Here is a 23431-nt window from a genome sequence, read left to right on the forward strand (position 1 = left end):
CTCGGCTGCGCCCGGCTGACGCCGGTCTTGAACGGGCGATTCGTCATAAGACGAATCTTACATCAGCTCGACCCGCCGATTCTTGCCCAGTCTCTTCGCTATTCCGCCCTACGATCACGACGCTATCGTCGCCTCCGCAGACCAGGATGGCCGCGGCATGAGCGAGATCCTGAGGCGGGTCCAGACGCTGGTCCTCGGCGGCGATTGGCTCGCCTCCGAGCACGGCTATGGCGAGATTCTCGCGGATGATTTCATGGCGACCGTGGTGGTCGCTGGCATTGCCGAGGGTGACGGTCGAGGCGTATGCGGACCGGCACCGTGGTCCGAGCGTTCTGACCCTGCAGCGGGACCAGGACGGGCGCCTCATTCACGTCGTCTGGGCCATCCCTGCCGGTCAGCGGCGTCCCGCCGTCCTGGTGACGGCCTACAGGCCGGATCCGGCGCGTTGGGATGCGGACCTCAAGGTGCGGAGACCGAAATGACCCGCAAACGGACCAAGCTGGTTCAGGTCGGAAAATACGCGGCCGAGGTCGAGGTCGAGCTGATCGAGGACGATACCGCCTGGTCGCCGTATCTCTCGCCGGCCGATGTGACCAAGCTCGATGCCGTCCGGCTCGCGCTGCGCCGCGGCGACCTTGGCGCTGCGGAGACCTACGGGACGGTGTTCGAGCTCGTCCCCGTGAAGCAAGCGTAGCCCGGGGTCGTCGGTCGTCGATCGTCACCCGGCTGGAACGCAGCGACAGCCGGGCTGAGCATCGCCGCGACGCCGGTCCCGCGTTTCGCTTCGCTCAACGCGGGCTACGGACCATTATCAACGCCGGCCGGCCGTGCTGGTGACGGCGTATCGTCCCGACGATCGCTGGGACGCGGACTTCAAAGGACGAAGATCGAAGTGATCCGGACGTCGACCAAGCTGATTCACGAAGGCAAGTACGCGGCCGAGGTCGACGTCGAGTTGTTGTACAACGACGACTCGTCGTCGCCGACGATGTCGCTCGACGATGCCCGCAAGCTCGAAGCGATGCGGCTGGCCCTGCGCCGCGGCGACCTCGCCGAAGCCCTCCGCCACGGCCGCGTGTTCGAGTTGCTGCCGGTCGTGAATTGAGCGGCCCGCCTTTTCCCGAGCGGAGCGAGACGTAGCCCGGCCGGAACGCAGCGAAGGCCGGGGCGAGCGTCGTCGCGACGCCGGTCCCGCGTTTCGCTTCGCTCAACGGGCTACGACGGGTATCCGGAATCGGAGCAGGCAAGCACCGTCCGGGTCGCGGCGCCGCCCCGCAATCCGCTTCGCTCCTTGCGGGCTACGGGTTAATATCGGCGGCAGCGAACGGTGAGCCCCATGACCGACTACGTCACCCGCACCGAGTTCGAGCATCTCGTCGGCCGCGTCGGTGTCGTCGAGCGCGAGGTCGACGGCGAGAAGATGGTCACGCGCCATGTGCTCACCGAGACGCGCCGCAACTCCGACGACCTCGCCGCGATCAAGTCCCGTCTCGACCGGGTGGAGCTGAAGCTCGATGACCTCAGCCGAAAAGTCGAGGGCATCGCCGAGGACTTGAACGGCAGAATCGCAGGTGTCGACGGCAAGGTGTCCGGCCTCGCCGCCACCTTGCCCGGCCTGATCGCCGACACCATGCGCGAGGTGCTGCGCGAGCGCGACGGACGGTGACCCGGAGCCCGGCCGGACCGCAGCGACAGCCGGGCTGAGCGTCGCCGCGAGGCCGGTCCCGCGTCTCGCTTCGCTCGACGCGGGCTACGACCACAGAGACTGCGGCAACGCGCGCCGCCTTGCTCCCCTCCCCGCCGCGTGCGAGACCGGGGCGCCGGTCCGGAACCCGCGATGCCGCTGCTGAACGACTCGCCGCTCCTGATGAACCGCGACCTGGTGCTGCGGCATCTCGCGGCGCGGCGCGTGAGGCTGTCGCGCACGAAAGTCTTCTTCCAGCAGGAGCATACGCTGGTGCTGCCGGGCGGGCGCGACGTGCCGGCGGGGACGCCGGCCGGGACCGTGCCGTCGCTCCTGGATCCGGCCGAGACCTATCTGGTGCGGGTCGTGAACGCCGCGCACTACGAGGCCGCCGACATCGTCGTCGACTACGCCGTCCCGAACGTCGTCAACGTCGCGACCAGCGGCCTCTTTCCCGACGCGATCCTGAACAGGATCGTCTACGCGCCGTCGCTGCCCTTCGCCTACGAGACCGGCGGCGACCGCCCGCTCGACGTGCTCAGCAATTTCTTCGATACGGCGCAGCCGCGCCGCGCGCCGCTGATCCGGGCCCTGACGGACCGGTTTCCCGGATACCGCAACGTCACCGGCGTGTTCGACCTCCCCGGCCTCGCCCGGCTGTACGGGAGCGCCAGGATTCTGGTCAACGCGCACCAGACGCCGCATCATCACACGATCGAGGAGTTCCGGGTGCTGCCGGCGCTGTCGCGCGGCGCCATCGTGATCAGCGAGGACGTGCCGCTGCGCACGCACGTTCCGTATCACGAGCACGTCGTCTGGTGCCGCTTCGAGGAGATCCCCGACACGGTCGCGGCCGTGCTGGCGGACTACGACGCGGTGTTCGACCGCATCCACGGCGGCGGCCGCCTGGCCCGGCGCCTCGCCGCCATGCGGTCGGACTTCGCGCGGGACATGGACGCCGCCCTCGCCCGGCTGCCGGCCCCGCCCGCACCGTGGGACGCCCGTTTCTGGGCGCGGCTGCGCGGCCTGCTCGACCGCCGCTGAGAGGGCCCGGCAGCCCTCCCCGGGGCCCGGTCTTGTGCGCCGCAGCAACCCGCTACCAAACCGCGCCCCGGGCCCTCCTCCCACCTTGGCACCGGCCCGCGTCCGGGTAAGATGCCGGCACGCATCGACCGGCAGGCCCCGGGTGCCGCGACGGCGTCCCGCCCGGCTGCCGACCGTCTCTCGACCGCCGCCAACCGCTCAGGATGGATCCCCCACGATGGCCGCTGACCAGGGTGCGCACGCGCAGAACGGGACTCTCACGATCGACGGCAAGGCGCACACGTTTCCGATCCGCCACGGCACCGCCGGGCCGGACGTCCTCGACGTCGGCAAGCTCTACGGCCAGGCCGGCATCTTCACCTACGACCCCGGCTTCACCTCGACGGCGAGCTGCGAGTCGAAGATCACCTATGTGGACGGCGATGCCGGCCACCTGCTCTATCGCGGCTACCCGGTCGAGGATCTGGTGGCCCGCGGCGACTATCTGGAGACCTGCTACCTGCTGCTCTACGGCGACCTGCCGACCGCGCGGCAGAAGGCGGATTTCGACTACCGGGTCACGCACCACACCATGGTGCACGAGCAGATGGTGCGGTTCTTCCAGGGCTTCCGGCGCGATTCGCATCCGATGGCCGTGATGGTGGGCAGCGTCGGCGCGCTGTCGGCCTTCTATCACGACTCCACCGACATCGCCGATCCGCACCAGCGGATGATCGCCTCGATCCGCATGATCGCCAAGATGCCGACCATCGCGGCGATGGCCTACAAGTACACGACCGGCCAGCCCTTCGTGTATCCGAAGAACGAGCTCGACTACGCCGCCAACTTCCTGCGCATGTGCTTCTCGGTGCCGTTCGAGGAGTACAAGGTCAACCCGGTGCTGGCCCGCGCCATGGACCGGATTCTGATCCTCCACGCCGACAACGAGCAGGGCGCGTCGTCCTCGACGGTGCGGCTCGCCGGCTCGTCGGGCGCCAACCCGTTCGCCTGCATCGCGGCCGGGGTGGCCTGCCTGTGGGGCCCGGCGCACGGCGGTGCCAACGAGGCGGCGCTGAAGATGCTGGCCGAGATCGGCAAGCCGGAGCGCATCCCGGCCTTCATCGCCCGCGCCAAGGATCCGGACGACCCGTTCCGCCTGCTCGGCTTCGGCCACCGCGTCTACAAGAGCTACGATCCGCGCGCCCGGGTGATGCACGGCATCTGCCGCGAGGTGCTGGCCGAGGTCGGAGTCGCCGACCCGCTGTTCGAGGTCGCCGAGGAGCTCGAGCGCGCCGCCATGGCGGACGAGTACTTCGTCGAGAAGAAGCTCTTCCCCAACCTCGACTTCTATTCCGGCCTGACGCTGCGCGCGATGGGCTTCCCGCCGGCCATGTTCACGGCGGTGTTCTCGCTCGCCCGCACGGCCGGCTGGATCGCCCAGTGGATGGAGATGATCTCCGATCCGAGCCAGAAGATCGGCCGCCCGCGCCAGCTCTACACCGGCGCTACGCGCCGCGACTACGTGCCGGTGGCGAAGCGGGGGTGAGGCCGAGGGGAGGCCGTCAGGCCGCGTCCGCGGGGCGGACGCGGCGCGCGATCTCGGCGCCGTGCTCCTTCTCGACCACGGCGATATCGTACTGACCCTGCAGATCGAGCCAGAACTGCGGCGGATTCCCGAACCACCGGCCGAGCCGCACGGCCGTGTCGGCCGAGATCGAGCGCCGTTCGTTCAGGATGTCGGTGATGCGACCGGACGGCACGCCGAGATCGAGCGCGAGACGGTTGGCGCTGATGCCCCGCGCCACCAGCTCCCGCTTGAGCAGTCGGCCCGGATGCACGGCAGGAGTCATCGTCCTCATCCCTTGTGATAGTCGACGATCTCGACGTCGTAGGCGTCCCCCTTGCGGAAGACGAAGCAGATCCGCCAGCGCTCGTTCACGGTCATGGCCCACTGTCCCTTGCGGTCGCCCTTCAGCTTGTGAAGACCGACGCTCCGCAGCGGGCTGAGATCCCCCAATCCCTTCGCCACATTGAGCGCGAGCAGGAGATCGATGGCCGCGTCGAAATCCAGGCCGCGTAGCTGGTTCGGCCGCTCGCCGCCCCAGACTCTGCGGCTCACGGCATTCCGCCATGTCCGGATCATGGCAAGAACATACGACGCCGCGCGGCGAGCGACAAGCGGCCGCCGAAGGTCCGGCTGGTCACCCGGGCGCCCGCGCACGGCGCGGCTACGCCGCGGCCTTCTCCTTCAGCGCCGGCGCCAGCTCGCGCCGGAAGACCTCGCAGAACTCCTGCTGGCGCGGGCCGATCTGGGTGATCACCACGTGGTCGAAGCCGGCGTCGACATACTTGCCGATCGCCTTCACATGCGCCTCGATCGACGGGCCGCAGCTCACCACCTTCGCGATGTCGTCCGGCGTCACGCTGGCGCTCGCGGCGGCGAAGCCCTCGGTGTCGGGCAGCTCGGCCATCACGGGCCAGCCGGCGGCCGACCAGCGGAAATACTTGTGCGCGGTCCGCTTGGCCTCGTCCTGGCTCGGCCCCCAGCAGACCGACACCTCGCAGTAGCGAGGCCCCTTGCCGCCGGCCTTCGCATAGGCCCCGGTCAGCGCCGTGTCGGCGTCGGTCGCCATCAGGCCGTCCGCCTTCTCGGCGGCGAGCCGCGCCGCCATCGGCCCGCCGGCGGCGAGCACCACCGGCACCTTGCGGTCCGGCCGGTCGAACAGCTCGGCGTGATCGAGCACCAGGTGGCGCCCCTGGTAGTTCTTCAGCGTGCCGCCCAGCAGGCCCTGGATGATGTCCAGCGCCTCGGCGAGCCGGTCCTGGCGCTCGACGCGGCCCGGCCAGCCGGCGCCGATCACGTGCTCGTTGAGCCGCTCGCCGGCGCCGAGCCCGAGCGTGAAGCGGTCGCCGCTCAGCAGCGCCACGGTGGCGGCGCCCTGCGCCACGATCGCCGGATGATACCGGAAGGTCGGGCAGGTCACGGCCGTCATCAGGCCGATCCGCCCGGTTGCCTGCGCCACCGCGCCGAGCACCGACCAGGCGAGCGGCGCGTGCCCCTGCTCGTCGAGCCAGGGCGAGAAATGGTCCGAGATCGCCGCGAAGTCGAAGCCGGCCTCCTCGGCCGCCACGGCGTTGCGGACGAGGTCGAGGGGCCCGTGCTCCTCGGACATCAGCTTGTAGCCGAGCTTGATCATGTCGGTCGCGCCTGTCGAACGGGAAACCTGCGGCGTGGTCGGCCGCACCGCTCTGGCAACGTGCCGGCGCCCGATTGGTTCGCAGGCACCGTGGTGCCGCGCGGCGAGGCCGGTCGCGTGTTCGACGCCGGTCCGGAAGCTGGTCCCGAATCGAAAAATCCCCGGCCGGGGGCCGGGGATTCGTCTTCTTCTGCCGACGCCTCGAACAGCTTCGTCAGGCCGCCTTCTTCTTGGCGGACGGCACCGCCGCATTGGTGATGGCCTCCAGGTAGAGGTCGAGCAGCGTCTCGCGCTCGTCCCGCTCCTTCTGGTCCTGCTTGCGGATGCGGATCACCTCGCGAAGGATCTTCACGTCGAAGCCGTTGCCCTTGGCTTCGAGGAAGATCTCCTTCTTGGCCTCGTTCAGCGCCTTGATCTCCTCGTCGATGGTCTCGATGCGCTCGACGATGGTGCGCAGCTGATCGCCGGCGATACCCGTGACGTCCGAACCGCTCATGGTTTACTCCTGGTCAACGCGACCACGAAAAACTGCGCCATCCGGCGCCGTCCGGCAAGGCGCGGGCGCCGCCGTGGTTGACGTTTTACTAACGGTCGCCGACCCTGGCGCGACGCGGCGCCGGACGGGCCCCGCGACGACGTCCCGTCCCCGCCGGCATCGCGTGGACACCTTCGGCAGGCTCCCATGACCGAGCTCATCACGAGAGACGAATTCGACCAGCTCGCCGCCCGGCTCGGGATTCTCGAGCGCGAGGTCGACGGCGAGAAGATGGTGACGCGCCACGTGCTCTCGGAGGCGCGGCGCACCAGCGATCGGGTCGCCGCGCTGGAGGCGCGGCTCGACCGCATGGAGCGCAAGGTCGACGACATCGGCCGGCGTCTCGCCGAGCTCGACGGCAAGCTGACGGTGCTGACCACCACCCTGCCCCGCATCGTCGCCGACGCGCTGCGCGCCGCGCTGCGCGAGCGCGACGGGCGCTGAGGCGCCACGGGCGGCGCGGGCTCGCCCCTACTCCACCGCCTTGCCGGAGGTCGCCGCCGGCCGCGGAGCGGCGCGCGGGGTCGGGAGCGGCGTCGCCGCGGCCGCGGCGGCCGGGGTGCTGGGCTTCGCCGGCGTGTCGGAGGCGACGGCCGGCTCCTCCGGCATCTCGGGCTCGAAGGTCAGCGCCTTGACCGGATCGACGAGGCCGGCGCCCGTCTCGGTCTCGGCCGTGCCGGTGATCGGCGCGGCGCTGCCGACCAGGATGGCGCGCACCTCGTCGGGGGTCAGGTCGGGCCGCTTCTCCAGCATCAGGGCGACGACGCCGCTCACATGGGCGGCGGCGACCGAGGTGCCGGTGGTGAGCTGATAGGCGCCGCCCGGCGCCGGCACCAGGATGTCGACGCCCGGCGCCGCCACGGCGATGTGCTTGCCACGGTTCGCCTGGGCGAGCGGCGCGTCGGCCTGGTCGGTGGCCGTCACGGCGATCACGTTGGGATCGGCGGCCGGATAGAGCGGCGGCGACTTCGGGCCGGCGTTGCCGGCGGCGGCGACCAGCACGATGCCGCGGTCGTAGGCCTCCTTCAGCTTGCGCTCGATCATCACGTCGTAGGGGCCGGCGAAGCTCATGTTGATGACCCGCACGCCGCGCCGCATCGCGTGATCCAGCCCCTTGAGGATCTGGAACGTCGTCGCCTCCGGGCCGGCGCTGCGCTCGTCGAACGCCTTCACGGCGACGATGCTCGCCTCCGGCGCGACGCCGCGCAGCCGGTACTTGGCGACGATCGCCCCGGCCATGCCGGTGCCGTGCAGGTGCGGTCTCGCGGCCGTGCCGGCGGGGTCGAAGCGCTCGGTGACGGCGCCGTGCATGTCGGGATGGCGGGCGTCGACGTCGGAGTCGATCACCGCGATCGCCACCTTGCGGCCGCGCGCCTGCGCGTGCGCCTCGTCGAGCTTCAGCTTGGCGATGATGTACTGGCCGGGGTCGCCGGGCGGCAGCGGCTGCAGGCTGGCGGCCGCGGCAGCCGGCACCGGCTCGCCCGCGGCGGCCTCGGGGGCCACCTCGGCGGGAGCCGCGGGGGCGGCCGGATCGGCGGCGGCGCCCTCGGCCGGCGGGCCGCGGACCGGCGGCGTCTCGACGGCGGGCGACGGCGGCGCCTCGGCGGCGGCCGGCGCCACGATGTCGCTCGTCACCTGATCGAGCCGGTAGACGTAGTTCGGCTGCGCCGAGGCGACGACGCGCTCGCGCTCGAGGCTGCGGATCACGTCGCGGACGTCGCGTCCGTCGGCGGTGCGGAACTGGTAGAGGGTGCGGCCCGTCCCTTCGAAGCCGTGCGACGACACCACGGCGATGCCGAGCCGGCGGGCCGCGGCCTCGACGTCGGCGCGCGGCACCGTGTCGGCGACCTGCACCACCACCTCGCGCGGGATGTAGCGGGTCTCGCCGCGCGGCGGCAGGCCGCTGTAGACGCGCTCGTGCTCGGTGCGGCCGATGCCCATGCCGGGCGGCGGCCCGACCGGGCGCGGCGGCGGCACGTAGAAGCGCTGCCGCATGGTCGCCCAGGCGGCGGCCGCCGGCGAGCGGAAGCCGCCGTAGCGGCCCGGCCCGGGCCCGCCGGGCCCCCCGAAGCCGCCGGGCCGGCCCGGTCCGGCGAAGCCGGGGCGTCCGGGCCCCCCCGGGCCGAAGGCCTGCCCGGGAGCCCCGGGCCGGCCGAAACCGGCACCGCCGGGGCCACCCGGCCCCGGACGGGCGCCCGGGCGGTCGCCCGGGCGCGGAAGCGCCGCATTGCGGCCTCCCGGACCGGCGGGGCCGCCGGGGCCGACCGCGGTCGGGGTGCCACGGCCGCCGGCCGGCGGCAGGGCGGCAGGACGGGGCAGCACGCCCGGGCGGCCGGCGCCGGCCGGCCCCGGGCCGCCCGCGGGCCCCCCCGCACCGGGGCGCCCCCCGGGCGGAACGGCGGCGGTCGGCGTGCCGGGAGCCCCGGATCCGGCGGACGGTGCCGCCCCCGACGGAGAGCCGTGAGGCGGCGGACCGCCGGGTCGCGGGCCGGTCGGCAGGCCGGCGGTCGGGCCGCGCTCGCCGCGCGGATCGCGCAGCCGCGGATCGCCGCCAGGACGCAGGTCGGGACGGAGGTCGGGACGGAGGGGGTTCGGACGCACGGCGTCCGGGCGCGCCGCGAGGCCGGGGCGGCCGGCCGGCCGCAGGCCCGGCGTCCCGGCCGGCAGGTCGGGCCGTGCCGGCAGCCCGACGCGGGCGCCCGGCCCGTCGCCGCCCGGCCCGCTCAGGCCGTGCGCCCGGACGGACGGGCCGGCGGGGCCGCGCGGCCCCTGCAGCTGGGGAGGACGGAGGAGGCGGGGCACCGGCCCGGCCCGCGGCGTCTGCGCGGCGGGCGCCCGGGGCGGCTTGGCGGCAGCGGCCGGCCGGTTGCGGTCGAGCCGCGGATCGACCGGCTGGGCCGCGGCGCCGAGGCCGCCAGCGGCGACCAGCACGGCCGCAAGCGACAGCATCCGGAGCGCCTTCAGGCGTCCGGCCTTGGCGGTCCCGCGGACCGGTTCGTTCGTCACCACACCCGCCCCACCGTCAGCGGCGGCCGACCGTCGCGGCCGCCCACGTCGTCATTTCACCGACCATGCGCCCACATTGTGACGCTCCCGGGCCCGCGGCGCGTCACGGCTCGGGCCGCAGAATGTCGCGGCCGGCCAGCAGCGCCTGGACGAGACCGTCGTCGCCGCCCGTGCAGGCGAGCGACCCGTCGCCGCGGAAGAACGCGGCGCGCCATTCGGGCCGGACCTCGTCGTGCCAGCGGCTGCGCCGCAGCGCCACCTGGGCGTTGGCCGAGCCGTTCCAGCCGCGCCGCACCATCACGTGGCCGGCGACCGTCGCGACCGCGCCGTCGTCGACGATCATCCGGCCGGCATGAACGTCGCCGCCGATCCGCAGATGGCCGTCCTCGCCGGTGGCGACGACGAGGTCGGCCGTGACGTTGCGGTCGACCACCAGGTCCATGGCGCCGACCGCGATCGCCCGGCAGTGCAGGCTGCCGCGCACCCACAGGAAGCCCGGAGTCGCCTTCGCCCGCCGGCTGAGGATCGCGCCGAACAGCTCGAGGTCGCCGTCGACCACGACGCCGGCGACGCTCGCCGACAGCATCCCGTCCATGTCGAGATCGCCGGCCGACACCGCGTGATTGCCGGAGTAGCGCACGACCAGCAGCGACGGGCGCGGCGATGCGATGACGATGTCGTCGAGGGTGGTGCGGTCGCCGAAATGCGCGTCGAGATCGAGCCCCTCGCGGGCCTCGTCGAGCGGAACCGAGATGAATCCGAAAGCCATGCCGTCCCCATGGCAGACCCAGGTCGCGCGGATTGGTCGCGCCGAGCCGGCGGAAGGTTCAGGCACGATCCGGACGGGCCGGGCGGCGCGCCGACGGCTTCGCGGCGGCGGCGCCGGCTGCTACCATCGGGCGCAGGAGTCTCGCCGTGACCACCGACACACCCGCCGCGACCGAACGCCCCAAATCGCGCCGACTCGCCGGCGCGCGCCGGCTGATCGCGCGCCTGCGCGACTACTACGAGGCCGACACGCCGGAGGCGCACCGCTTCCGCTACGGCCTCCTGGCCTTCGACCTCGCCACCGTGCTGTTCATCGTGGTGACGTCGTTCCTGCCGCGCAGCGACGTCGTCGAGCAGTTCGACGTGCTGTTCGGGCTGGTCATCCTGGTCGACTTCGTGGTCCGGCTGGCGATCGCGCGGCGTCCGCTGCGCGAGCTGCTGCACCCCGCCACCTGGGCCGACATCGCCGCGATCGTCTCGTTCCTGGCGCCGCTGGTCGGCGAAGGCGCCGGCTTCCTGCGGGTGCTGCGCACCGTGCGGCTCCTGCACACCTATCAGCTGCTCGTGCGGCTGCGCGCCGACAGCGCCTGGTTCCGCCGTCACGAGGACGTGATTCTCGCCACCGTGCATCTCAGCGTGTTCATCTTCGTGATGACCGGGCTCGTCTACGAGACCCAGCACGCCCGCAACCCGGCGATCGCCAACTACGCCGACGCGCTCTACTTCACGGTCACGGCGCTGACCACCACGGGCTTCGGCGACATCACGCTCGCCGGCACGACGGGCCGGCTGATCTCGGTCGTGATCATGATCCTCGGCGTGACCCTGTTCCTCAACCTGGCGCGCGCCCTGCTGCAGCCCACGAAGGTGCGCTTCACCTGCCCGAACTGCGGCCTGATGCGGCACGATCCCGACGCCGTGCACTGCAAGGCCTGCGGCGTCGTGCTCAACATCCCGGACGAGGGCGGGCGGTTCTGATCGCCCGCGGCGGCCGCCCGGAACCAGCCCGCCGGTTCCGGCCTTGACCTGTGGAGGAGAGCCGCATGGTCCGCGATGGTCCCGCCCAGCCCGCCCCGCCGCCCAAGGACGCATCGGCGCAGCCGCCGCCCCATCCGGCCGAGCCGTACCCGGCCGAGAAGGCGCGCGGCGGCGAGATCGTCTTGCGCACCCGCACCCGGCGCACGATCTTCGTCGCCGGGCTGGTCGGCATCGTCGTGCTGGTGGTGCTGACGCAGCTCTTCGGCTGAGTGCCGCCGCGCGCCCCGCGCCGCAGGACATCGGACGACAGACCCGGACCCCTGCCCCATGACCGACATCACCACCGGCACGGTGCGCGACAATCCCGCCCGCTCGCGCTTCGAGCTCGGCGACGGCGACGCGCTCGCCGTGACGCATTACCGCATCGCCGACGGAGCCATGGTCTTCACCCACACCGAGGTGCCGTCCCGGCTGCGCGGCCGGGGAATCGCCAGCCGGCTGATCGCCGGGGCGCTCGCCGCCGCGCGCGAGCGCGGCCTGCGGGTGGTGCCGCTGTGCTCCTTCGTCGCCGCCTACGTGTCGCGGCACCCCGAGGCCGCCGACCTCGTCTCCTGACCGTCAGCTCTCCCGACCCCGACTCCCCTGACCGCCGGGCCCTGCCGCGTCCCTGCGACCCGCATCTCGGCCCGCCGCCTTCCGCACTCTCGCGGTGCGTGACCGCACGCCGACGCGGAACGCGGGCGAGCCGAGATCGTCGCATGGTTGCCCGTGTCCGGACGGATGGCTCAAGCCTAACCCGTTCAGGTGTTCTTAACGGCTCGGGCTCATTAGAAACTGTATACAGATCGACTTTTTCGCCAGCGCCTCGGGCGCCAGGGCGCAAGCGAGGCGCGCCCGTCGGACATCCAAGGTCCCGCCGCCCGCTCGATCGCACCCCGCTGCCACGCTGGCCGTCCAGCCCAGTTCCGGAGTTTCCCGTGAAGGTCTTTTCCGTCCTGAGCCACCTGTCGTTGCCGACCAAGATCTCCGCCCTCACCGTGGCCGGCATCGGCCTCCTCTGTGCCGGGCTGGTGCTGGTCGTCTCGCACCAGGTGGGGCGCGAGCTCGAGGCGCAGGCGCAGGCGCGGCAGGAAACCAACATGCGGGTCGCCTGGGAGGTGCTGCGCGGCGCCGGCGAGCTGCGCCTCGCGGGCGACCGCCTGATGGCCGGCCAGCGCCCGCTCGACGGCGACACGGCGCTGGTCGACCGCGTCCAGACCCTGGTCGGCGGGGTCGCCACGGTGTTCCTGCGCGACATCCGGATCAGCACCAATGTGCGCAAGCCGGACGGCAGCCGTGCGGTCGGCACCAGGCTGGTCGGTCCCGCCCACGACGCCGTGCTGGTGCGCGGCGTGCCCTATCGGGGCACAGCCGACATTCTCGGCGAGGCCTATTTCACGGCCTACGACCCGATCAAGGACGCCTCGGGCGCCACCATCGGGGTGCTGTTCGTCGGCCTCAAGCAGAGCGACTTCTTCGGCATGCTCGACGGCCTGGTCGGCGGCATCGCCCTGCAGGCGCTGCTCGCCGCCGTCGTGATCGGCGGAATCCTGTACGCCGTGCTGCGCTGGCAGACGCGTCCGCTGGTGGCGCTCGCCCGCATCATGGGCCGGCTGCAGGAGGGCGACCATTCGGTCGCGGTCCCGTCGCTCGACCGCGGCGACGAGATCGGCCTGATGGCGCGCGCCGTCGAGGTGTTCAAGGAGCACGCGATCGAGCGCGAGCGGCTCGAGGCCGAGCAGAAGCAGGCCGAGGCGCGCGCCGCGGCGCAGCGCCGGGCCGACATGGCGCGCCTCGCCGACCAGTTCGAGGAGGCGGTCGGCGGCATCATCGGCTCGGTGTCCGCCTCGGCGACCGAGCTGGAGGCGACGGCCGGCACGCTGACCCGCACGGCCGACGACACCCAGAAGCTGTCGACCACGGTCAGCGCGGCGTCCGAGGAGGCCTCGACCAACGTGCAGGCCGTGGCGGCGGCGACCGACGAACTCACCTCGTCGATCGGCGAGATCAGCCGCCAGGTTCAGACGTCGAGCCGGATCGCCGACGAGGCGGTCAGCCAGGCGGCGAAGACCGACGGGCGCATCGGCGCGCTGTCGGTCGCGGCGAACCGCATCGGCGACGTGGTCAAGCTGATCACCGACATCGCCGAGCAGACCAACCTGCTCGCCCTCAACGCGACGATCGAAGCGGCACGCGCCGGCGAGGCCGGCAAGGGATTCGCGGTCGTCGCCCAGGAGGTGAAGGCGCTCGCCGCCCAGACCGCGAAGGCGACCGGCGACATCTCGGCGCAGATTTCAGGCATGCAGGCGGCGACCCAGGATTCGGTCGCGGCCATCAAGGAGATCTCGGGCACCATCGGCCGCATCGCCGAGATCGCCGGCGCCATCACGGCGGCGGTCGATCAGCAGGGTGCGGCGACGTCGGAGATCTCGCGCAACATCCAGCAGGCGGCGGCCGGCACCGGCGAGGTCGCCGAGACCATCACGCGGGTCAGCCGCGGCGCCGAGGAGACCGGCGCCGCCTCCGGCGAGGTGCACGCGGCGGCGAGCCGGCTCGCCGACGAGAGCAACCATCTTCGTCTGGAGGTCGAGAAGTTCCTGGCGACGGTGCGTGCCGCCTGACGCCACATCGATCCCGCGGCACGCCACCGCGCTCACGTGAGAGGACGTCCCTCGGGCCCGCCGCCCGGAGCTGACCCGCAACGCGGGCTTACGCGCCTTGCTCGGATCGGTTCGGACAGCGGGTCGAGAGGAACCATAGCGGGAGAGTCGGATCGGCACAGCCGCGGTTTCCCGGAAGGGATACTGCGGACCCGGTCCGAAAATTGTCTCACGGCAGTAAAAGGGCGGGTGTCGACAAGCTTACTGACTCCATCCACCCGTGTTGTTGCCGAGACAGTCCGGCGCATGGGCTCACGCGCATCGGAATTATTGTTCATCACGCCACACGCCGTCCGGTCTGCTCGCGCACCGTGGTGACCGCCTCGGCCACCCATGCGTCTTTTGCGAACCATTCGTGCGACACCCGGCAGTAGGGACAGAAGGTCCGGCTGAAGAACACCGGCATGGCGGCGAATGCCTCGCGGCTCACGGAGATGTCGGTCGACACGGCGCGTCCGGTCTCGGGGCAGCGGATCATCAGCGTTCCCATGGCGGGGGTCCTCTTCGTTGCGAGAGAGCGAGAGGCGTACAGGCCGCTTGCGAAGAGGCGACGAAAACCGCGTGACCATTTCGCGGCGTTGCCGCGGCAGGTAGTGGGGGACCACAGCGGCACGGCGAAGCAGCAGCGCCGCAGCCGTCGCGCAGGCCCCCGACGCCGCAACGTTTTCTCATCGTGACGACGACGCAGCACCGGCGGCGCGGCGCCGAGATCGACCAAACGAAGGCACGCCGGTGACGTGCCGGCGGCATCGCGGGAAGTTGAGGGGATCGTGAGGCCCGCGACCGTCAGCCGCCGGACCGGCCGGCCCGCGTGTCCGGTCGGGAGTCGATCTCGCTGCGGCGGAGCAGATAGTCGAGGCCGCCCACCCGGTACCAGCGATAGCCGAATCCCTCGATCACCAGACGGTGCCGGCCCGTCTCGTCGACCTCGAGATGATCGTCGCCGAGGAGGTCGACGAGCAGCCGGCCGTGCTCGCCGTCGATCCCGGTCGCGAACGCGACCTCGCGCGGCGTGCCGGCGAGATTGTGGACGAACAGCACCGCGTTGTTGCGCCAGTCGTAGCGCATCACCAGCACGGCCGGATCGCGGGTCGTGATCACGGCGAAGTCGCCCCAGCCGACCTCCGGCACCTCCTTGCGCATGCGGATGATGCGCTCCGTCCAGTTGAGGAGCGATTCGGGGTCGCGACGCTGCACCGCCGCGTTGAGGTGCTCGTAGCCCCACGGGCCGCCCGAGATCACCGGCAGCACCGGCGCGTCGCTCCTGGTGAAGCCGCCCTGCGGCTCGCCCGACCATTGCATCGGTGTGCGGGCGCAGTTGCGCTCCGGCAGGTCGAGGTCGTCGCCCATGCCGATCTCGTCCCCGTACCGGATGACGGGCGTGCCGGGCAGCGTGAACTGCAGGCTGCAGGCGAGCTCGAGCCGGCGCTGGTCGCCGCCCAGCATCGGCGCGAGGCGGCGGCGGATGCCGCGGTCGTAGAGCTGCATGTGCTTCTCCGGACCGAAGGCGGCGAACACCGCCTGCCGCTGCTCCTCCTCCAGGCGGCCGAGATCCAGCTCGTCGTGATTGCGCAGGAACTGGCCCCACTGCGCCGTCGCCGGCCGCGACTTCGTCGCCTTCATGGCCTTCACCAGCGGCCGCGTGTCGGCGCTCGCCAGCGCATAGAAGAGGTTCTGGTTGACCTGGAAGTTGAACATCATGTGCATGCGGTCGCCGTCGCGCCCGAAATACTCCATGTCGGTCTCGGGCAGCACGTTGGCCTCGGCCAGCACGATGCTGTCGCCCTTCCGCCACTGCATGAACTCGCGGAAGGTGCGCAGCATGTCGAACTGCTCCTTCGGCGTCGTCACGTCCGGCCCCTTGGTGCCGATGATGAACGGCACCGCGTCCACCCGGAAGCCGGAGACGCCGAGCTGGATCCAGAAGCCCATGATCTTCAGGATCTCGGCCTGGACCTCCGGGTTGGACGTGTTCAGGTCCGGCTGGTGCTCGTAGAAGCGATGGAAGTAGTACGCCTTGGCGAGTTCGTCGTACGTCCAGGTCGTCTTCTGCACGCCGGGAAAGACCATCCCCTCGTCGGCGTTCTTCGGCTTCTTCTTCGACCAGACGTACCAGTCGCGGTACTTCGAGGCGGGGTCGCGACGCGCTTCCTGGAACCAGGGATGGTCGATCGAGGTGTGGTTGACGACGAGATCGATCAGCACCCGGAGGCCGCGCTGCTTGGCGCCGTGGGTGAACTCGACGAAGTCGCCGAGCGTGCCGTAGCGGGGATCGATGGCGTAGTAGTCGGAGACGTCGTAGCCGTCGTCGCGCTGCGGCGACTTCTGGAACGGCATCAGCCAGACGGCCGACACGCCGAGGCCGTGCAGGTAGTCGAGCCGGCGGGTGAGCCCCTGGAAGTCGCCGACGCCGTCGCCGTTCGCGTCCATGAACGTCTCGACCGACAGGCAGTAGATCACCGCGTTCTTGTACCAGAGGTCGTCGATCATGCTGGTCCGCTCCGTGTCCGGCGCCGCCCGGCGACATGGCCGCACCGGCGCCGGGGCACGCGCCCGAGCGGAGCATCGTCGCACCTCGGCTTCGGTCACAACCGCCGGCGCGAGCGTCGGGTTCCCGACCGGCGGTCCGCTCAGCGTGCCAGCATCCACACGCCGAGACCGATCAGCACGACGCCGCCGACCCCGCGGCTCACCGCGGCCCAGCGGGTGTCGAGCACCCGTTCCGCCGCCATCGCGGCGAGGCCGAAGATCACCAGGTCGTCGAGCATGAAGAACAGGACGTAGAGGGCGATGTAGCCGTAATGGGCAAGGGCCGTGAGGTCGGCGAGCGAGAGGATGTGGGTGAAGATCGCCGGCAGCGCCGCCGAGCAGACGAACTCGACCGCGTTCACCGTGACGGCGAGACCGATCACCAGCGCGATGCTGCCGATCCCGATCGGCGCGGCGACCGCGTCGCGCGCCCACTGCATCGTACGGCGGCGCTGCCCGGCGTCGCCGGTCTCGCAGACGACGGCGCCCCGCGTCGCCACGAGTCCGAACAGATGGTCCGCCCCGAAGCCGATCGCCGCCAGCCCGACCAGCCGGGTCAGCGGCCGCACGTAGCCGATCAGCAGGAAGGTGTTCAGCCACGCCGTCATGAACAGGAAATAGAGGACGCCGGAGGCGAGCACGAAGGTGCCGACCAGCCACCATATCTTGCGGCGGTCGCGCAGCCCGGCGATCAGCGAGATCAGATAGATCAGCACCCACATGGCGCACGGATTGAAGCCGTCCGACAGGCCGGTCACGATCGCGAGGCCGGCGAGCGACCAGCGGGCCGGATCGACGGGACCGAGCAGCGGCAGGCGCAGGACCGGGTCGGCCGCGGCCCCTGCCCCGCCGGCGCCGGCCGCGAGGGCGAGGAGGTCGCGGCCGGTCGTCTCCGCCGTGTCGAAGCCGATCATGTGGCGCGATCCGACGACGAACAGCGGCACCCCGAGATCCGCCTCGGCGATCCCGAGCCGGCGCGCCGTCGCGAGCAGCAGCGTCTCCTCGGCCGGCACCGAGACGTCGTGCAGCACGGGATCGAGGCCGGGTTGGCTGCGCAGGAAGCGGAGGGCGGCGTGGCAGTGCGGGCATTCGGGATGGACGAAGACGTGCAGCCGCCCGTCCGCCGCGACGGTCTCGGCGGTCGCGCCGGCGGTCGTCGCGACCGTCGCACCGGCGGGCGGCCGGGCGGGCCCCGCCCCGGACAGCTCAAGCGCGACGAAGACGAGCCCGAGGAGCACCGCCAGCGCGAGACGGAAGCGGAACGGCGTGAGGGTCGGCAGGCGCGGCATCGACAGCCCCGATCCGGCGCGCGCCGGCGTTCGCGGCCGGCCGGCGCAAACCTCCGATCCGAACTCTATCGCGCGGGCGCACGCCCGGGTTGATGCCGGTCAAGGCCGGAGCGCCGGTCCGCCGTGGCCGCTGCCGCGGCTTTCGCGCGGTGGCGGGAGGGGGCTACAGTCGGGCGTCCGCTCTCCTCACCCCCTCGCCGAGGTGCCCCGTGCCGGTGCGTCCCATCGTCAAGTTCCCGGATCCGCTGCTGCGCAGCCCGGCCGCCGAGGTGGAGGCGTTCGACGACGCGCTCGGGGCGCTCGCCGCCGACCTGCTCGACACCATGCGGGCGGCCCCCGGCATCGGCATCACCGGCCCGCATATCGGCGTGCTGCAGCGGGTCGTGGTGATCGAGACCTCGTTCGCCGACGGCGCCCGCACCTTCGTCAATCCGGTGATCGTGTGGTCGTCGCCGGAGACGGTGCCGCACATGGAGGGCAGCGTCTCGATGCCCGGGGTCAGCGAGGAGATCGAGCGCCCGGCGCGCGTCAAGGTGCGGTGGCAGGATCTCGACGGGCTGACCCACACGGCCGAGGCGGACGGCCTGCTCGCCGTCTGCCTGCAGCACGAGATCGACCAGCTCGACGGCTGCTTCTGGATCGATCGCCTGTCGCGCCTCAAGCGCGAGCGGGTGGTCAAGAAGTACGAGAAGCTGCAGCGCCGGTGACGGTGGCGGCCGCGCCACCCTGCCATTCGCCGCGTCGTGTTGACCCGCCGGGGAGCGGCACTATGGTGCCGCGGTGCCGTCCGTGGGACGGTGCGGACCGCATTGTGGACTGCTCGACCATGGACTTCTTCGCTCCGGCCCAGATCGCCGGATACGCCGCCTTCGTGCTCGGCATGGCGGCCTTCCTGCAGACCTCCGACCGTCCGCTGAAGCTGCTCAACGGCCTCCAGTGCATCGCCTACGCGATCCATTTCTTCATGCTCGGCAACATTCCCGCGATGGCGACCGCGATCGTCTCGGCGGCGCGCTCGTTCCTGGCGCTGCGCACCACCTCGCCGCTGCTCGCCGTCGTGGTGGTCGCGATCCTGCTCGCGATCGGCTCCCAGGTGGTCACCCACTGGACCGGCTGGCTGCCCGTGGCGGCGTCGAGCTTCGGCACGCTCGCCGTGTTCCTGATGCGCGGGATCCCGATGCGGCTGGTGATGCTGGCCTGCTGCCTGATGTGGCTCGCCAACAACGTGCTGTCCGGCTCGATCGGCGGCACCCTGCTGGAGGGCGCGATCGCCGTCGCCATGACCTCGACCATCGTGCGGATGGTGCGAGCCCGCCGCGCCGCCGCGGCGGCGTGACGGCGCCGTCGCGACTCAGCCGAAGGTCTTCGCCCAGACCTCGGGCGAGAAGCCGACCAGCAGGTCGTCTCCGATCTCCAGCACCGGCCGCTTGATCATCGACGGCTGCGCCAGCATCAGGCCGAACGCCTTGGTCTTCGTGAGATCCGCCTTGTCGGCGTCGGGCAGCTTGCGGAACGTGGTGCCGGCCTTGTTGAGGAGCCGCTCCCACCCGACCTTGCCGGCCCAGGCTTCGAGCCTCGCCTTGTCGATGCCGCGGCTCTTGTAGTCGTGGAAGTCGTAGGCGACGCCGTGCTGGTCGAGCCAAGCCCGCGCCTTCTTCATCGTGTCGCACGCCTTGATGCCGTAGAGGATGGGTGTCCGGCCCGCCATCGTCGCTGCTCCGCCTTCGCTGACCCGCGTCACTCGATCGCCGATTCGCCCCTCGCGCGGCAAACCGACGGCGGCCGCTCACCCGGCATGATGGCCTTGCGGCCGCCCGCACCGGAACCCGCGGCCGGGATCGGGGCGCGATCGTGCCGTTTTTCGCGGCGTGCCGCATCCCTGCCCCGATCGGCGGCAAAAACCGTTGACGCTGCGCGGCCGGCCGTCCTCGATGGCGGAACGCGCCGGTGCGGGCGGCGATCGCCACCGCCCCGGGGCGCGCCGCCGGACGTCCAGCGAGGCCGAACAGCGTGAGCGTCGTCACCACCGTCCTGATCCTGCTGCTGGTCGTCGTCGTGTCGAGCGCCGCGTCCCGGATGCTGCCGGTCGCGATCCCGCGGCCGCTGGTGCAGATCGCCTTCGGGGCCGCCATCGGGCAGTTCTCCGACATCCGGGTGGAGTTCGACGCCGAGCTGTTCTTCCTGCTGCTGCTGCCGCCGCTGCTGTTCCTCGACGGCTGGCGCATTCCCAAGGACGAGCTGCTCAAGGACCGCGCCACCGTGCTGGAGCTCGCGCTCGGGCTCGTTGCCTTCACGGTTGTGGGAATGGGCCTGTTCATCCACTGGCTGATCCCGACGATGCCGCTCGGCGTCGCCTTCGCGCTCGCCGCCGTGCTGTCGCCGACCGACCCGATCGCCGTCTCGGCGATCGCCCGGCGGGTGCCCATCCCGCGCCGGATGATGCACATCCTCGAAGGCGAGTCGCTGCTCAACGACGCGACCGGCCTGGTGTGCTTCCGCTTCGCCGTCGCCGCGGTGGCGACCGGCACGTTCTCGCCCATCGAAGCCGCCCTCACCTTCGGCTGGGTGGCGGCCGGCGGGCTCGCGGTCGGCGTCGGGGTGTCGCTGGCGATCCTGCGGCTCAAGGAGATCGTCGGCCGCCGCTTCGGCGAGGATTCGGGCTCCAACATCCTGGTGAGCCTGCTGATCCCGTTCGCCGCCTATCTCTCGGCCGAGGAGACCGGCTGCTCGGGCATTCTGGCCGCCGTCGGGGCCGGCGTGACGATGAGCTATGTCGAGGCGACCGGCCAGGCGCTGGCGCTGACCCGGGTGCGGCGGCGCGCCGTGTGGGACATGATCCAGTTCGCTGCCAACGGCGTCGTGTTCGTGCTGCTCGGCGAGCAGCTCCCGGCGATCCTGCCGAAGGCGCAGCAGACCGTCGGCCTCGCCGGCGAGACCGACCCGATCTGGCTCGTCGGCTACGTGGTGGCGATCGCCGCCGGGCTGACGGCGCTGCGCCTCGCCTGGGCGAGCGTGTCGCTCGGCATCACCTGGTTCCGCACCTGGCGGCGCTTCGGCCTGGCGGCCCCGAGCCTGGTGCGGCTGGCGATCGCCACCGCGTGCGCCGGCCCGCGCGGCGCCGTGACGCTCGCCGCGGTGCTGACCCTGCCGGTCACGCTGCCGGTCGGCGAGCCGTTTCCGGCCCGCGACCTCGCGATCTTCATCGCGATGGGGGTGATCATCGCGTCGCTGCTGATCGCGGCGATCGGCCTCCCGCTGGCGCTGCGCGGGCTCGACCTGCCGGCCGAGCCGTCCACCGACGGCGAGGACGACCTCGCCCGGATCGCCGCCGCCGAGGCCGCCATCGCCCGCATCGAGGAGGTCCAGCACGCGATGGCCGAGGGCCGGCCGGACGCCGACCGCTACGTCGAGATCGCCTCGCGCCTGATGGACATCTACCGCGCCCGCGTCGAGAACCGCTCCGGCGACGATCCGGTCCGGGCCCGCGAGGACGAGGGCATCGAGCGCGTCATGCGGGTCGCCGCCGTGCGGGCCTCGCGCGAGGCCGTCCTGGGCCTGCTGATCGAGCGGAAGATCGGCAGCGCGGTGGCGACACGGCTGATGCAGGAGTTCGATCTCCTGGAGGCGCGCTACCAGGCGCGCGAGTGAGCGGCCGTGAACGGCGGGGCGGACAGGAGGCGGGCATGAGCACGAAGGCCAGGGCGGCCGGCAAGGGCGGCACGATCAGGATCGGCATCGGCGGCTGGGTGTTCGAGCCGTGGCGCGGCACCTTCTATCCGGACAGGCTGCCGCAGAAGCAGGAGCTCGCCTACGCGGCGGCGCGCCTGACCTCGATCGAGATCAACGGCACGTTCTACGGCTCGCAGAAGCCGGAGACCTTCGCCAAGTGGCGCGACGAGACGCCGGACGGCTTCGTGTTCGCCCTCAAGGGCCCGCGCTTCGCCACCAACCGCCGGGTGCTGGCCGAGGCCGGGCCGTCGGTGGACAAGTTCTTCGCGAGCGGCGTGGCGGCGCTCGGCGAGAGGCTCGGGCCGGTGAACTGGCAGCTCGCGCCGACCAAGACGTTCGATCCGGACGACATCGATGCCTTCATGGGGCTGCTGCCGAAGAGCGTCGACGGCCGAACGATCCGCCATGCCGTCGAGGCGCGGCACGAGAGCTTCCTGGATCCCGCCTTCGTGGCGCTGGCGAAGAAGCACGGCGTCGCGATCGTGGTGGCCGGCGACTCCAAGTATCCGCAGATCGCCGACGTCACGGCGGACTTCGTCTACGCCCGCATCATGGGGACGCAGGAGAGCGAGCCGCTCGGCTACGCCGCCGCGGCACTCGACGCCTGGGCGGCCCGGGCGAAGGCATGGGCGGCCGGCGAGACGGAGACCGGCCTGGCGACGGCCGCCCCCGATGCCGCGCCCGAACCGAAGCCGCGCGACGTGTTCCTCTACGTGATCAGCGGCGCCAAGCCGAAGAACCCGGCCGCCGCCATGGCGCTGATCGAACGGGTGGGCTGACGACGTCGCGGCCGACGGCACCACACCGACCAGCCGCGCAACCCAGGATTGACACGACGCGTCGCCCGTGTTCTACTTCCGTTCTCGGCCGGCGGCCGGCGCTGACGACCTGCCGCGGTCGGGACCGAGCGACAATCCGGGTGGCGTGGGGGCGTCCATGGGGGCGTGGCGGGTGGCGTCGATCGCGGCCGTGACGGCGATGGCTCTCGTTTCGGCCGGCAGCGGCAGAGGCCAGTCGCCGAGCTCGGGCGTGCCGATCGACGACGCCCTGCAGAACATCACCACGCTGGTCCGCCCCGGCCGGGTCGGCTACGCGACGATCTGGGACGGCAATGCCTTCGTGCAGTGCCGCCGGCTGCCGGGCCGCGAGATGCGCTGCGAGGCGGCGGGCGCCGTCCTGCAGCCGTCGCTGTCCCGGGTGCTGACGCCCGAGCGGCTCGGCCGGCTGGCGGCGCTGGGGTTCGTTCTCGATCCGAGCTTCGGCCATCACGTCCGGGTGTTCCCGGCCGAGGTCCCGACCGCCACGATCGCCGCACTGGTCCTGCAGGTGCTGACCGAGGCCTACGATGCGAAGACCTCCCGCCTCGAGCTGAGCACGGCCTGGGTCGCCGACCTGCCCTGCCCGCCGCGCGCCGGCCCGACCCAGAACCTCGCCGGCAGCGTCACCGACGCGCCGTCGATGCGGGCGACCGCGATCCGCACCTGCTCCTACAAGGCCGATCCCGAGACGCCGCAGGTCGTGCCATCGGCGGAGGCGCTGGTCGGCCTCTACGGGCCGACGGTGGCGGCCGAGATCCAGCGGCTGCGGCTCAACAGCACCCGCCGCGTATACGTCGTCTTCGCGGCCGGCATCGGCTACGTGCAGTGCGGGCCGGAGACGGCTCCGGTCGCGATCTATTGCGAGGCACAGTCGGCCGAGAGCTGGCCGGCGCTCGCCGCGGTCCTGACCCCGGAGCGGATCGCGCGGCTGCACCGGGCCGGCTTCGCCGATCCGGGCCGCGCGCCCAACTATTCCCGCAGCTATCCGGTCGAGACGTTCACCGACGCCGCGATCGCCCGCGAGATCCTGACGCTCCTGTTCGACGTCTACGGCTACACCGGCGCGACGAAGCTGAAGATCGAGACGGAGTGAGTGCGCCATGGGCGGGGGCGCACCCGAGGGATGAAACGGCGTCCGCGTCTTCCGGCCGCGCGTGCCCCGGACGATGCCGCATC

At 71.9% G+C, this 23431-nt stretch carries 25 protein-coding genes; 15 read left to right on the forward strand and 10 right to left on the reverse strand.

Annotated elements, in window-relative coordinates; genetic code table 11:
• Nucleotides 1–157 precede the first annotated feature (157 nt).
• From J2S22_RS30970 to gltA, 5 genes are all read left to right on the forward strand, one after another.
• A complete protein-coding gene (locus tag J2S22_RS30970) occupies nucleotides 158–694 on the forward strand; it encodes a hypothetical protein (protein WP_272780825.1) in 537 nt (178 codons plus the stop codon).
• 198 nt (nucleotides 695–892) lie between these two features.
• Nucleotides 893–1105 (forward strand): hypothetical protein, encoded by a 213-nt coding sequence (locus J2S22_RS29200; RefSeq protein WP_272780826.1) that lies wholly within the window; start codon nucleotides 893–895, stop codon nucleotides 1103–1105.
• Nucleotides 1106–1336: 231 nt separating this feature from the next.
• Entirely contained in the window at nucleotides 1337–1666 is a 330-nt protein-coding gene (locus tag J2S22_RS29205; RefSeq protein ID WP_272780827.1) for a hypothetical protein, read from the forward strand.
• 171 nt (nucleotides 1667–1837) lie between these two features.
• Nucleotides 1838–2728: a hypothetical protein gene (locus tag J2S22_RS29210; RefSeq protein WP_272780828.1), complete on the forward strand. Its 891-nt coding sequence runs from the start codon at nucleotides 1838–1840 to the stop codon at nucleotides 2726–2728.
• A gap of 217 nt (nucleotides 2729–2945) precedes the next feature.
• Nucleotides 2946–4253 carry a citrate synthase gene (gltA, locus tag J2S22_RS29215; RefSeq protein WP_272780829.1) on the forward strand — a complete coding sequence of 436 codons (1308 nt, stop codon included), beginning with the start codon at nucleotides 2946–2948 and terminating at the stop codon, nucleotides 4251–4253.
• A gap of 16 nt (nucleotides 4254–4269) precedes the next feature.
• On the opposite strand, the gene J2S22_RS29220 is transcribed toward gltA, so the two are convergent.
• The 4 genes from J2S22_RS29220 to J2S22_RS29235 all read right to left on the reverse strand — a co-directional run bounded on the left by J2S22_RS29220 (nucleotide 4270) and on the right by J2S22_RS29235 (nucleotide 6400).
• A complete protein-coding gene (locus J2S22_RS29220; protein ID WP_272780830.1) occupies nucleotides 4270–4557 on the reverse strand; it encodes a HigA family addiction module antitoxin in 288 nt (95 codons plus the stop codon).
• Nucleotides 4558–4562: 5 nt separating this feature from the next.
• On the reverse strand, nucleotides 4563–4826 hold the full coding sequence (locus tag J2S22_RS29225; protein WP_272780831.1) for a type II toxin-antitoxin system RelE/ParE family toxin: 264 nt from the start codon (nucleotides 4824–4826) through the stop codon (nucleotides 4563–4565).
• A 109-nt stretch (nucleotides 4827–4935) separates the two neighbouring features.
• Nucleotides 4936–5904: a TIGR03557 family F420-dependent LLM class oxidoreductase gene (locus J2S22_RS29230; protein ID WP_272780832.1), complete on the reverse strand. Its 969-nt coding sequence runs from the start codon at nucleotides 5902–5904 to the stop codon at nucleotides 4936–4938.
• Nucleotides 5905–6118: 214 nt separating this feature from the next.
• The gene (locus J2S22_RS29235) at nucleotides 6119–6400 is read right to left on the reverse strand and encodes a DUF2312 domain-containing protein (protein ID WP_272780833.1); all 282 of its coding nucleotides are present in this window, start codon (nucleotides 6398–6400) and stop codon (nucleotides 6119–6121) included.
• 186 nt (nucleotides 6401–6586) lie between these two features.
• Here J2S22_RS29235 and J2S22_RS29240 point away from each other — a divergent pair, with 186 nt between their 5' ends.
• Entirely contained in the window at nucleotides 6587–6883 is a 297-nt protein-coding gene (locus tag J2S22_RS29240) for a hypothetical protein (protein ID WP_272780834.1), read from the forward strand.
• A gap of 27 nt (nucleotides 6884–6910) precedes the next feature.
• On the opposite strand, the gene J2S22_RS29245 is transcribed toward J2S22_RS29240, so the two are convergent.
• Together J2S22_RS29245 and J2S22_RS29250 are read right to left on the reverse strand one after the other, a co-directional pair.
• A complete protein-coding gene (locus tag J2S22_RS29245) occupies nucleotides 6911–8434 on the reverse strand; it encodes a S8 family peptidase (protein WP_272780835.1) in 1524 nt (507 codons plus the stop codon).
• A 1114-nt stretch (nucleotides 8435–9548) separates the two neighbouring features.
• Nucleotides 9549–10214, reverse strand: coding sequence for a hypothetical protein (locus J2S22_RS29250; protein WP_272780247.1), 666 nt, complete (start codon nucleotides 10212–10214; stop codon nucleotides 9549–9551).
• A gap of 212 nt (nucleotides 10215–10426) precedes the next feature.
• Here J2S22_RS29250 and J2S22_RS29255 point away from each other — a divergent pair, with 212 nt between their 5' ends.
• From J2S22_RS29255 to J2S22_RS29270, 4 genes are all read left to right on the forward strand, one after another.
• Nucleotides 10427–11191, forward strand: coding sequence for a potassium channel family protein (locus tag J2S22_RS29255; protein WP_272780248.1), 765 nt, complete (start codon nucleotides 10427–10429; stop codon nucleotides 11189–11191).
• A gap of 65 nt (nucleotides 11192–11256) precedes the next feature.
• On the forward strand, nucleotides 11257–11460 hold the full coding sequence (locus J2S22_RS29260) for a hypothetical protein (RefSeq protein ID WP_272780246.1): 204 nt from the start codon (nucleotides 11257–11259) through the stop codon (nucleotides 11458–11460).
• A gap of 58 nt (nucleotides 11461–11518) precedes the next feature.
• Complete coding sequence (locus tag J2S22_RS29265; protein ID WP_272780245.1) at nucleotides 11519–11806, forward strand: GNAT family N-acetyltransferase; 288 nt, start codon at nucleotides 11519–11521, stop codon at nucleotides 11804–11806.
• A 362-nt stretch (nucleotides 11807–12168) separates the two neighbouring features.
• Nucleotides 12169–13851 carry a methyl-accepting chemotaxis protein gene (locus J2S22_RS29270; protein WP_272780244.1) on the forward strand — a complete coding sequence of 561 codons (1683 nt, stop codon included), beginning with the start codon at nucleotides 12169–12171 and terminating at the stop codon, nucleotides 13849–13851.
• A 316-nt stretch (nucleotides 13852–14167) separates the two neighbouring features.
• On the opposite strand, the gene J2S22_RS29275 is transcribed toward J2S22_RS29270, so the two are convergent.
• The 3 genes from J2S22_RS29275 to J2S22_RS29285 all read right to left on the reverse strand — a co-directional run bounded on the left by J2S22_RS29275 (nucleotide 14168) and on the right by J2S22_RS29285 (nucleotide 17708).
• On the reverse strand, nucleotides 14168–14380 hold the full coding sequence (locus J2S22_RS29275) for a hypothetical protein (protein ID WP_272780243.1): 213 nt from the start codon (nucleotides 14378–14380) through the stop codon (nucleotides 14168–14170).
• 296 nt (nucleotides 14381–14676) lie between these two features.
• Complete coding sequence (locus tag J2S22_RS29280; RefSeq protein WP_272780242.1) at nucleotides 14677–16380, reverse strand: alpha-amylase family protein; 1704 nt, start codon at nucleotides 16378–16380, stop codon at nucleotides 14677–14679.
• A gap of 140 nt (nucleotides 16381–16520) precedes the next feature.
• The gene (locus J2S22_RS29285) at nucleotides 16521–17708 is read right to left on the reverse strand and encodes a thioredoxin domain-containing protein (protein ID WP_272780241.1); all 1188 of its coding nucleotides are present in this window, start codon (nucleotides 17706–17708) and stop codon (nucleotides 16521–16523) included.
• 209 nt (nucleotides 17709–17917) lie between these two features.
• Between J2S22_RS29285 and J2S22_RS29290 the strand changes: the two genes are divergently transcribed.
• Complete coding sequence (locus J2S22_RS29290) at nucleotides 17918–18415, forward strand: peptide deformylase (RefSeq protein WP_272780240.1); 498 nt, start codon at nucleotides 17918–17920, stop codon at nucleotides 18413–18415.
• A 119-nt stretch (nucleotides 18416–18534) separates the two neighbouring features.
• Nucleotides 18535–19044 (forward strand): YgjV family protein, encoded by a 510-nt coding sequence (locus J2S22_RS29295; protein ID WP_272780239.1) that lies wholly within the window; start codon nucleotides 18535–18537, stop codon nucleotides 19042–19044.
• A gap of 15 nt (nucleotides 19045–19059) precedes the next feature.
• Here the strand turns inward: J2S22_RS29295 and J2S22_RS29300 are convergent, their stop codons facing one another.
• A complete protein-coding gene (locus J2S22_RS29300; RefSeq protein ID WP_272780238.1) occupies nucleotides 19060–19416 on the reverse strand; it encodes an ArsC family reductase in 357 nt (118 codons plus the stop codon).
• Between the two features lie 302 nt (nucleotides 19417–19718).
• On the opposite strand from J2S22_RS29300, the gene J2S22_RS29305 reads away from it, so the two are divergent.
• From J2S22_RS29305 to J2S22_RS29315, 3 genes are all read left to right on the forward strand, one after another.
• The gene (locus J2S22_RS29305) at nucleotides 19719–21356 is read left to right on the forward strand and encodes a Na+/H+ antiporter (protein ID WP_272780237.1); all 1638 of its coding nucleotides are present in this window, start codon (nucleotides 19719–19721) and stop codon (nucleotides 21354–21356) included.
• Between the two features lie 35 nt (nucleotides 21357–21391).
• Nucleotides 21392–22216, forward strand: coding sequence for a DUF72 domain-containing protein (locus tag J2S22_RS29310; protein WP_272780236.1), 825 nt, complete (start codon nucleotides 21392–21394; stop codon nucleotides 22214–22216).
• A 199-nt stretch (nucleotides 22217–22415) separates the two neighbouring features.
• Nucleotides 22416–23348, forward strand: coding sequence for a hypothetical protein (locus tag J2S22_RS29315; RefSeq protein WP_272780235.1), 933 nt, complete (start codon nucleotides 22416–22418; stop codon nucleotides 23346–23348).
• Nucleotides 23349–23431 lie beyond the last annotated feature (83 nt).

Source organism: Rhodoplanes tepidamans (genome assembly GCF_030813915.1).
In the GTDB taxonomy this organism is placed as follows: Bacteria; Pseudomonadota; Alphaproteobacteria; order Rhizobiales; family Xanthobacteraceae; genus Rhodoplanes; species Rhodoplanes tepidamans.

Bases quoted from the DNA above. Each gene is read 5' to 3' on its own strand.
- J2S22_RS29245 (WP_272780835.1), bottom strand. From the start codon at position 8,434: ATGCGGCAGCGCTTCTACGTGCCGCCGCCGCGCCCGGTCGGGCCGCCG.
- J2S22_RS29295 (WP_272780239.1), top strand. From the start codon at position 18,535: ATGGACTTCTTCGCTCCGGCCCAGATCGCCGGATACGCCGCCTTCGTG.
- gltA (WP_272780829.1), top strand. From the start codon at position 2,946: ATGGCCGCTGACCAGGGTGCGCACGCGCAGAACGGGACTCTCACGATC.
- J2S22_RS29230 (WP_272780832.1), bottom strand. From the start codon at position 5,904: ATGATCAAGCTCGGCTACAAGCTGATGTCCGAGGAGCACGGGCCCCTC.
- J2S22_RS29300 (WP_272780238.1), bottom strand. From the start codon at position 19,416: ATGGCGGGCCGGACACCCATCCTCTACGGCATCAAGGCGTGCGACACG.
- J2S22_RS29205 (WP_272780827.1), top strand. From the start codon at position 1,337: ATGACCGACTACGTCACCCGCACCGAGTTCGAGCATCTCGTCGGCCGC.
- J2S22_RS29265 (WP_272780245.1), top strand. From the start codon at position 11,519: ATGACCGACATCACCACCGGCACGGTGCGCGACAATCCCGCCCGCTCG.
- J2S22_RS29220 (WP_272780830.1), bottom strand. From the start codon at position 4,557: ATGACTCCTGCCGTGCATCCGGGCCGACTGCTCAAGCGGGAGCTGGTG.
- J2S22_RS29260 (WP_272780246.1), top strand. From the start codon at position 11,257: ATGGTCCGCGATGGTCCCGCCCAGCCCGCCCCGCCGCCCAAGGACGCA.
- J2S22_RS29315 (WP_272780235.1), top strand. From the start codon at position 22,416: ATGGCTCTCGTTTCGGCCGGCAGCGGCAGAGGCCAGTCGCCGAGCTCG.
- J2S22_RS29285 (WP_272780241.1), bottom strand. From the start codon at position 17,708: ATGCCGCGCCTGCCGACCCTCACGCCGTTCCGCTTCCGTCTCGCGCTG.
- J2S22_RS29210 (WP_272780828.1), top strand. From the start codon at position 1,838: ATGCCGCTGCTGAACGACTCGCCGCTCCTGATGAACCGCGACCTGGTG.
- J2S22_RS29240 (WP_272780834.1), top strand. From the start codon at position 6,587: ATGACCGAGCTCATCACGAGAGACGAATTCGACCAGCTCGCCGCCCGG.
- J2S22_RS29310 (WP_272780236.1), top strand. From the start codon at position 21,392: ATGAGCACGAAGGCCAGGGCGGCCGGCAAGGGCGGCACGATCAGGATC.
- J2S22_RS29275 (WP_272780243.1), bottom strand. From the start codon at position 14,380: ATGGGAACGCTGATGATCCGCTGCCCCGAGACCGGACGCGCCGTGTCG.
- J2S22_RS29250 (WP_272780247.1), bottom strand. From the start codon at position 10,214: ATGGCTTTCGGATTCATCTCGGTTCCGCTCGACGAGGCCCGCGAGGGG.
- J2S22_RS29235 (WP_272780833.1), bottom strand. From the start codon at position 6,400: ATGAGCGGTTCGGACGTCACGGGTATCGCCGGCGATCAGCTGCGCACC.
- J2S22_RS30970 (WP_272780825.1), top strand. From the start codon at position 158: ATGAGCGAGATCCTGAGGCGGGTCCAGACGCTGGTCCTCGGCGGCGAT.
- J2S22_RS29280 (WP_272780242.1), bottom strand. From the start codon at position 16,380: ATGATCGACGACCTCTGGTACAAGAACGCGGTGATCTACTGCCTGTCG.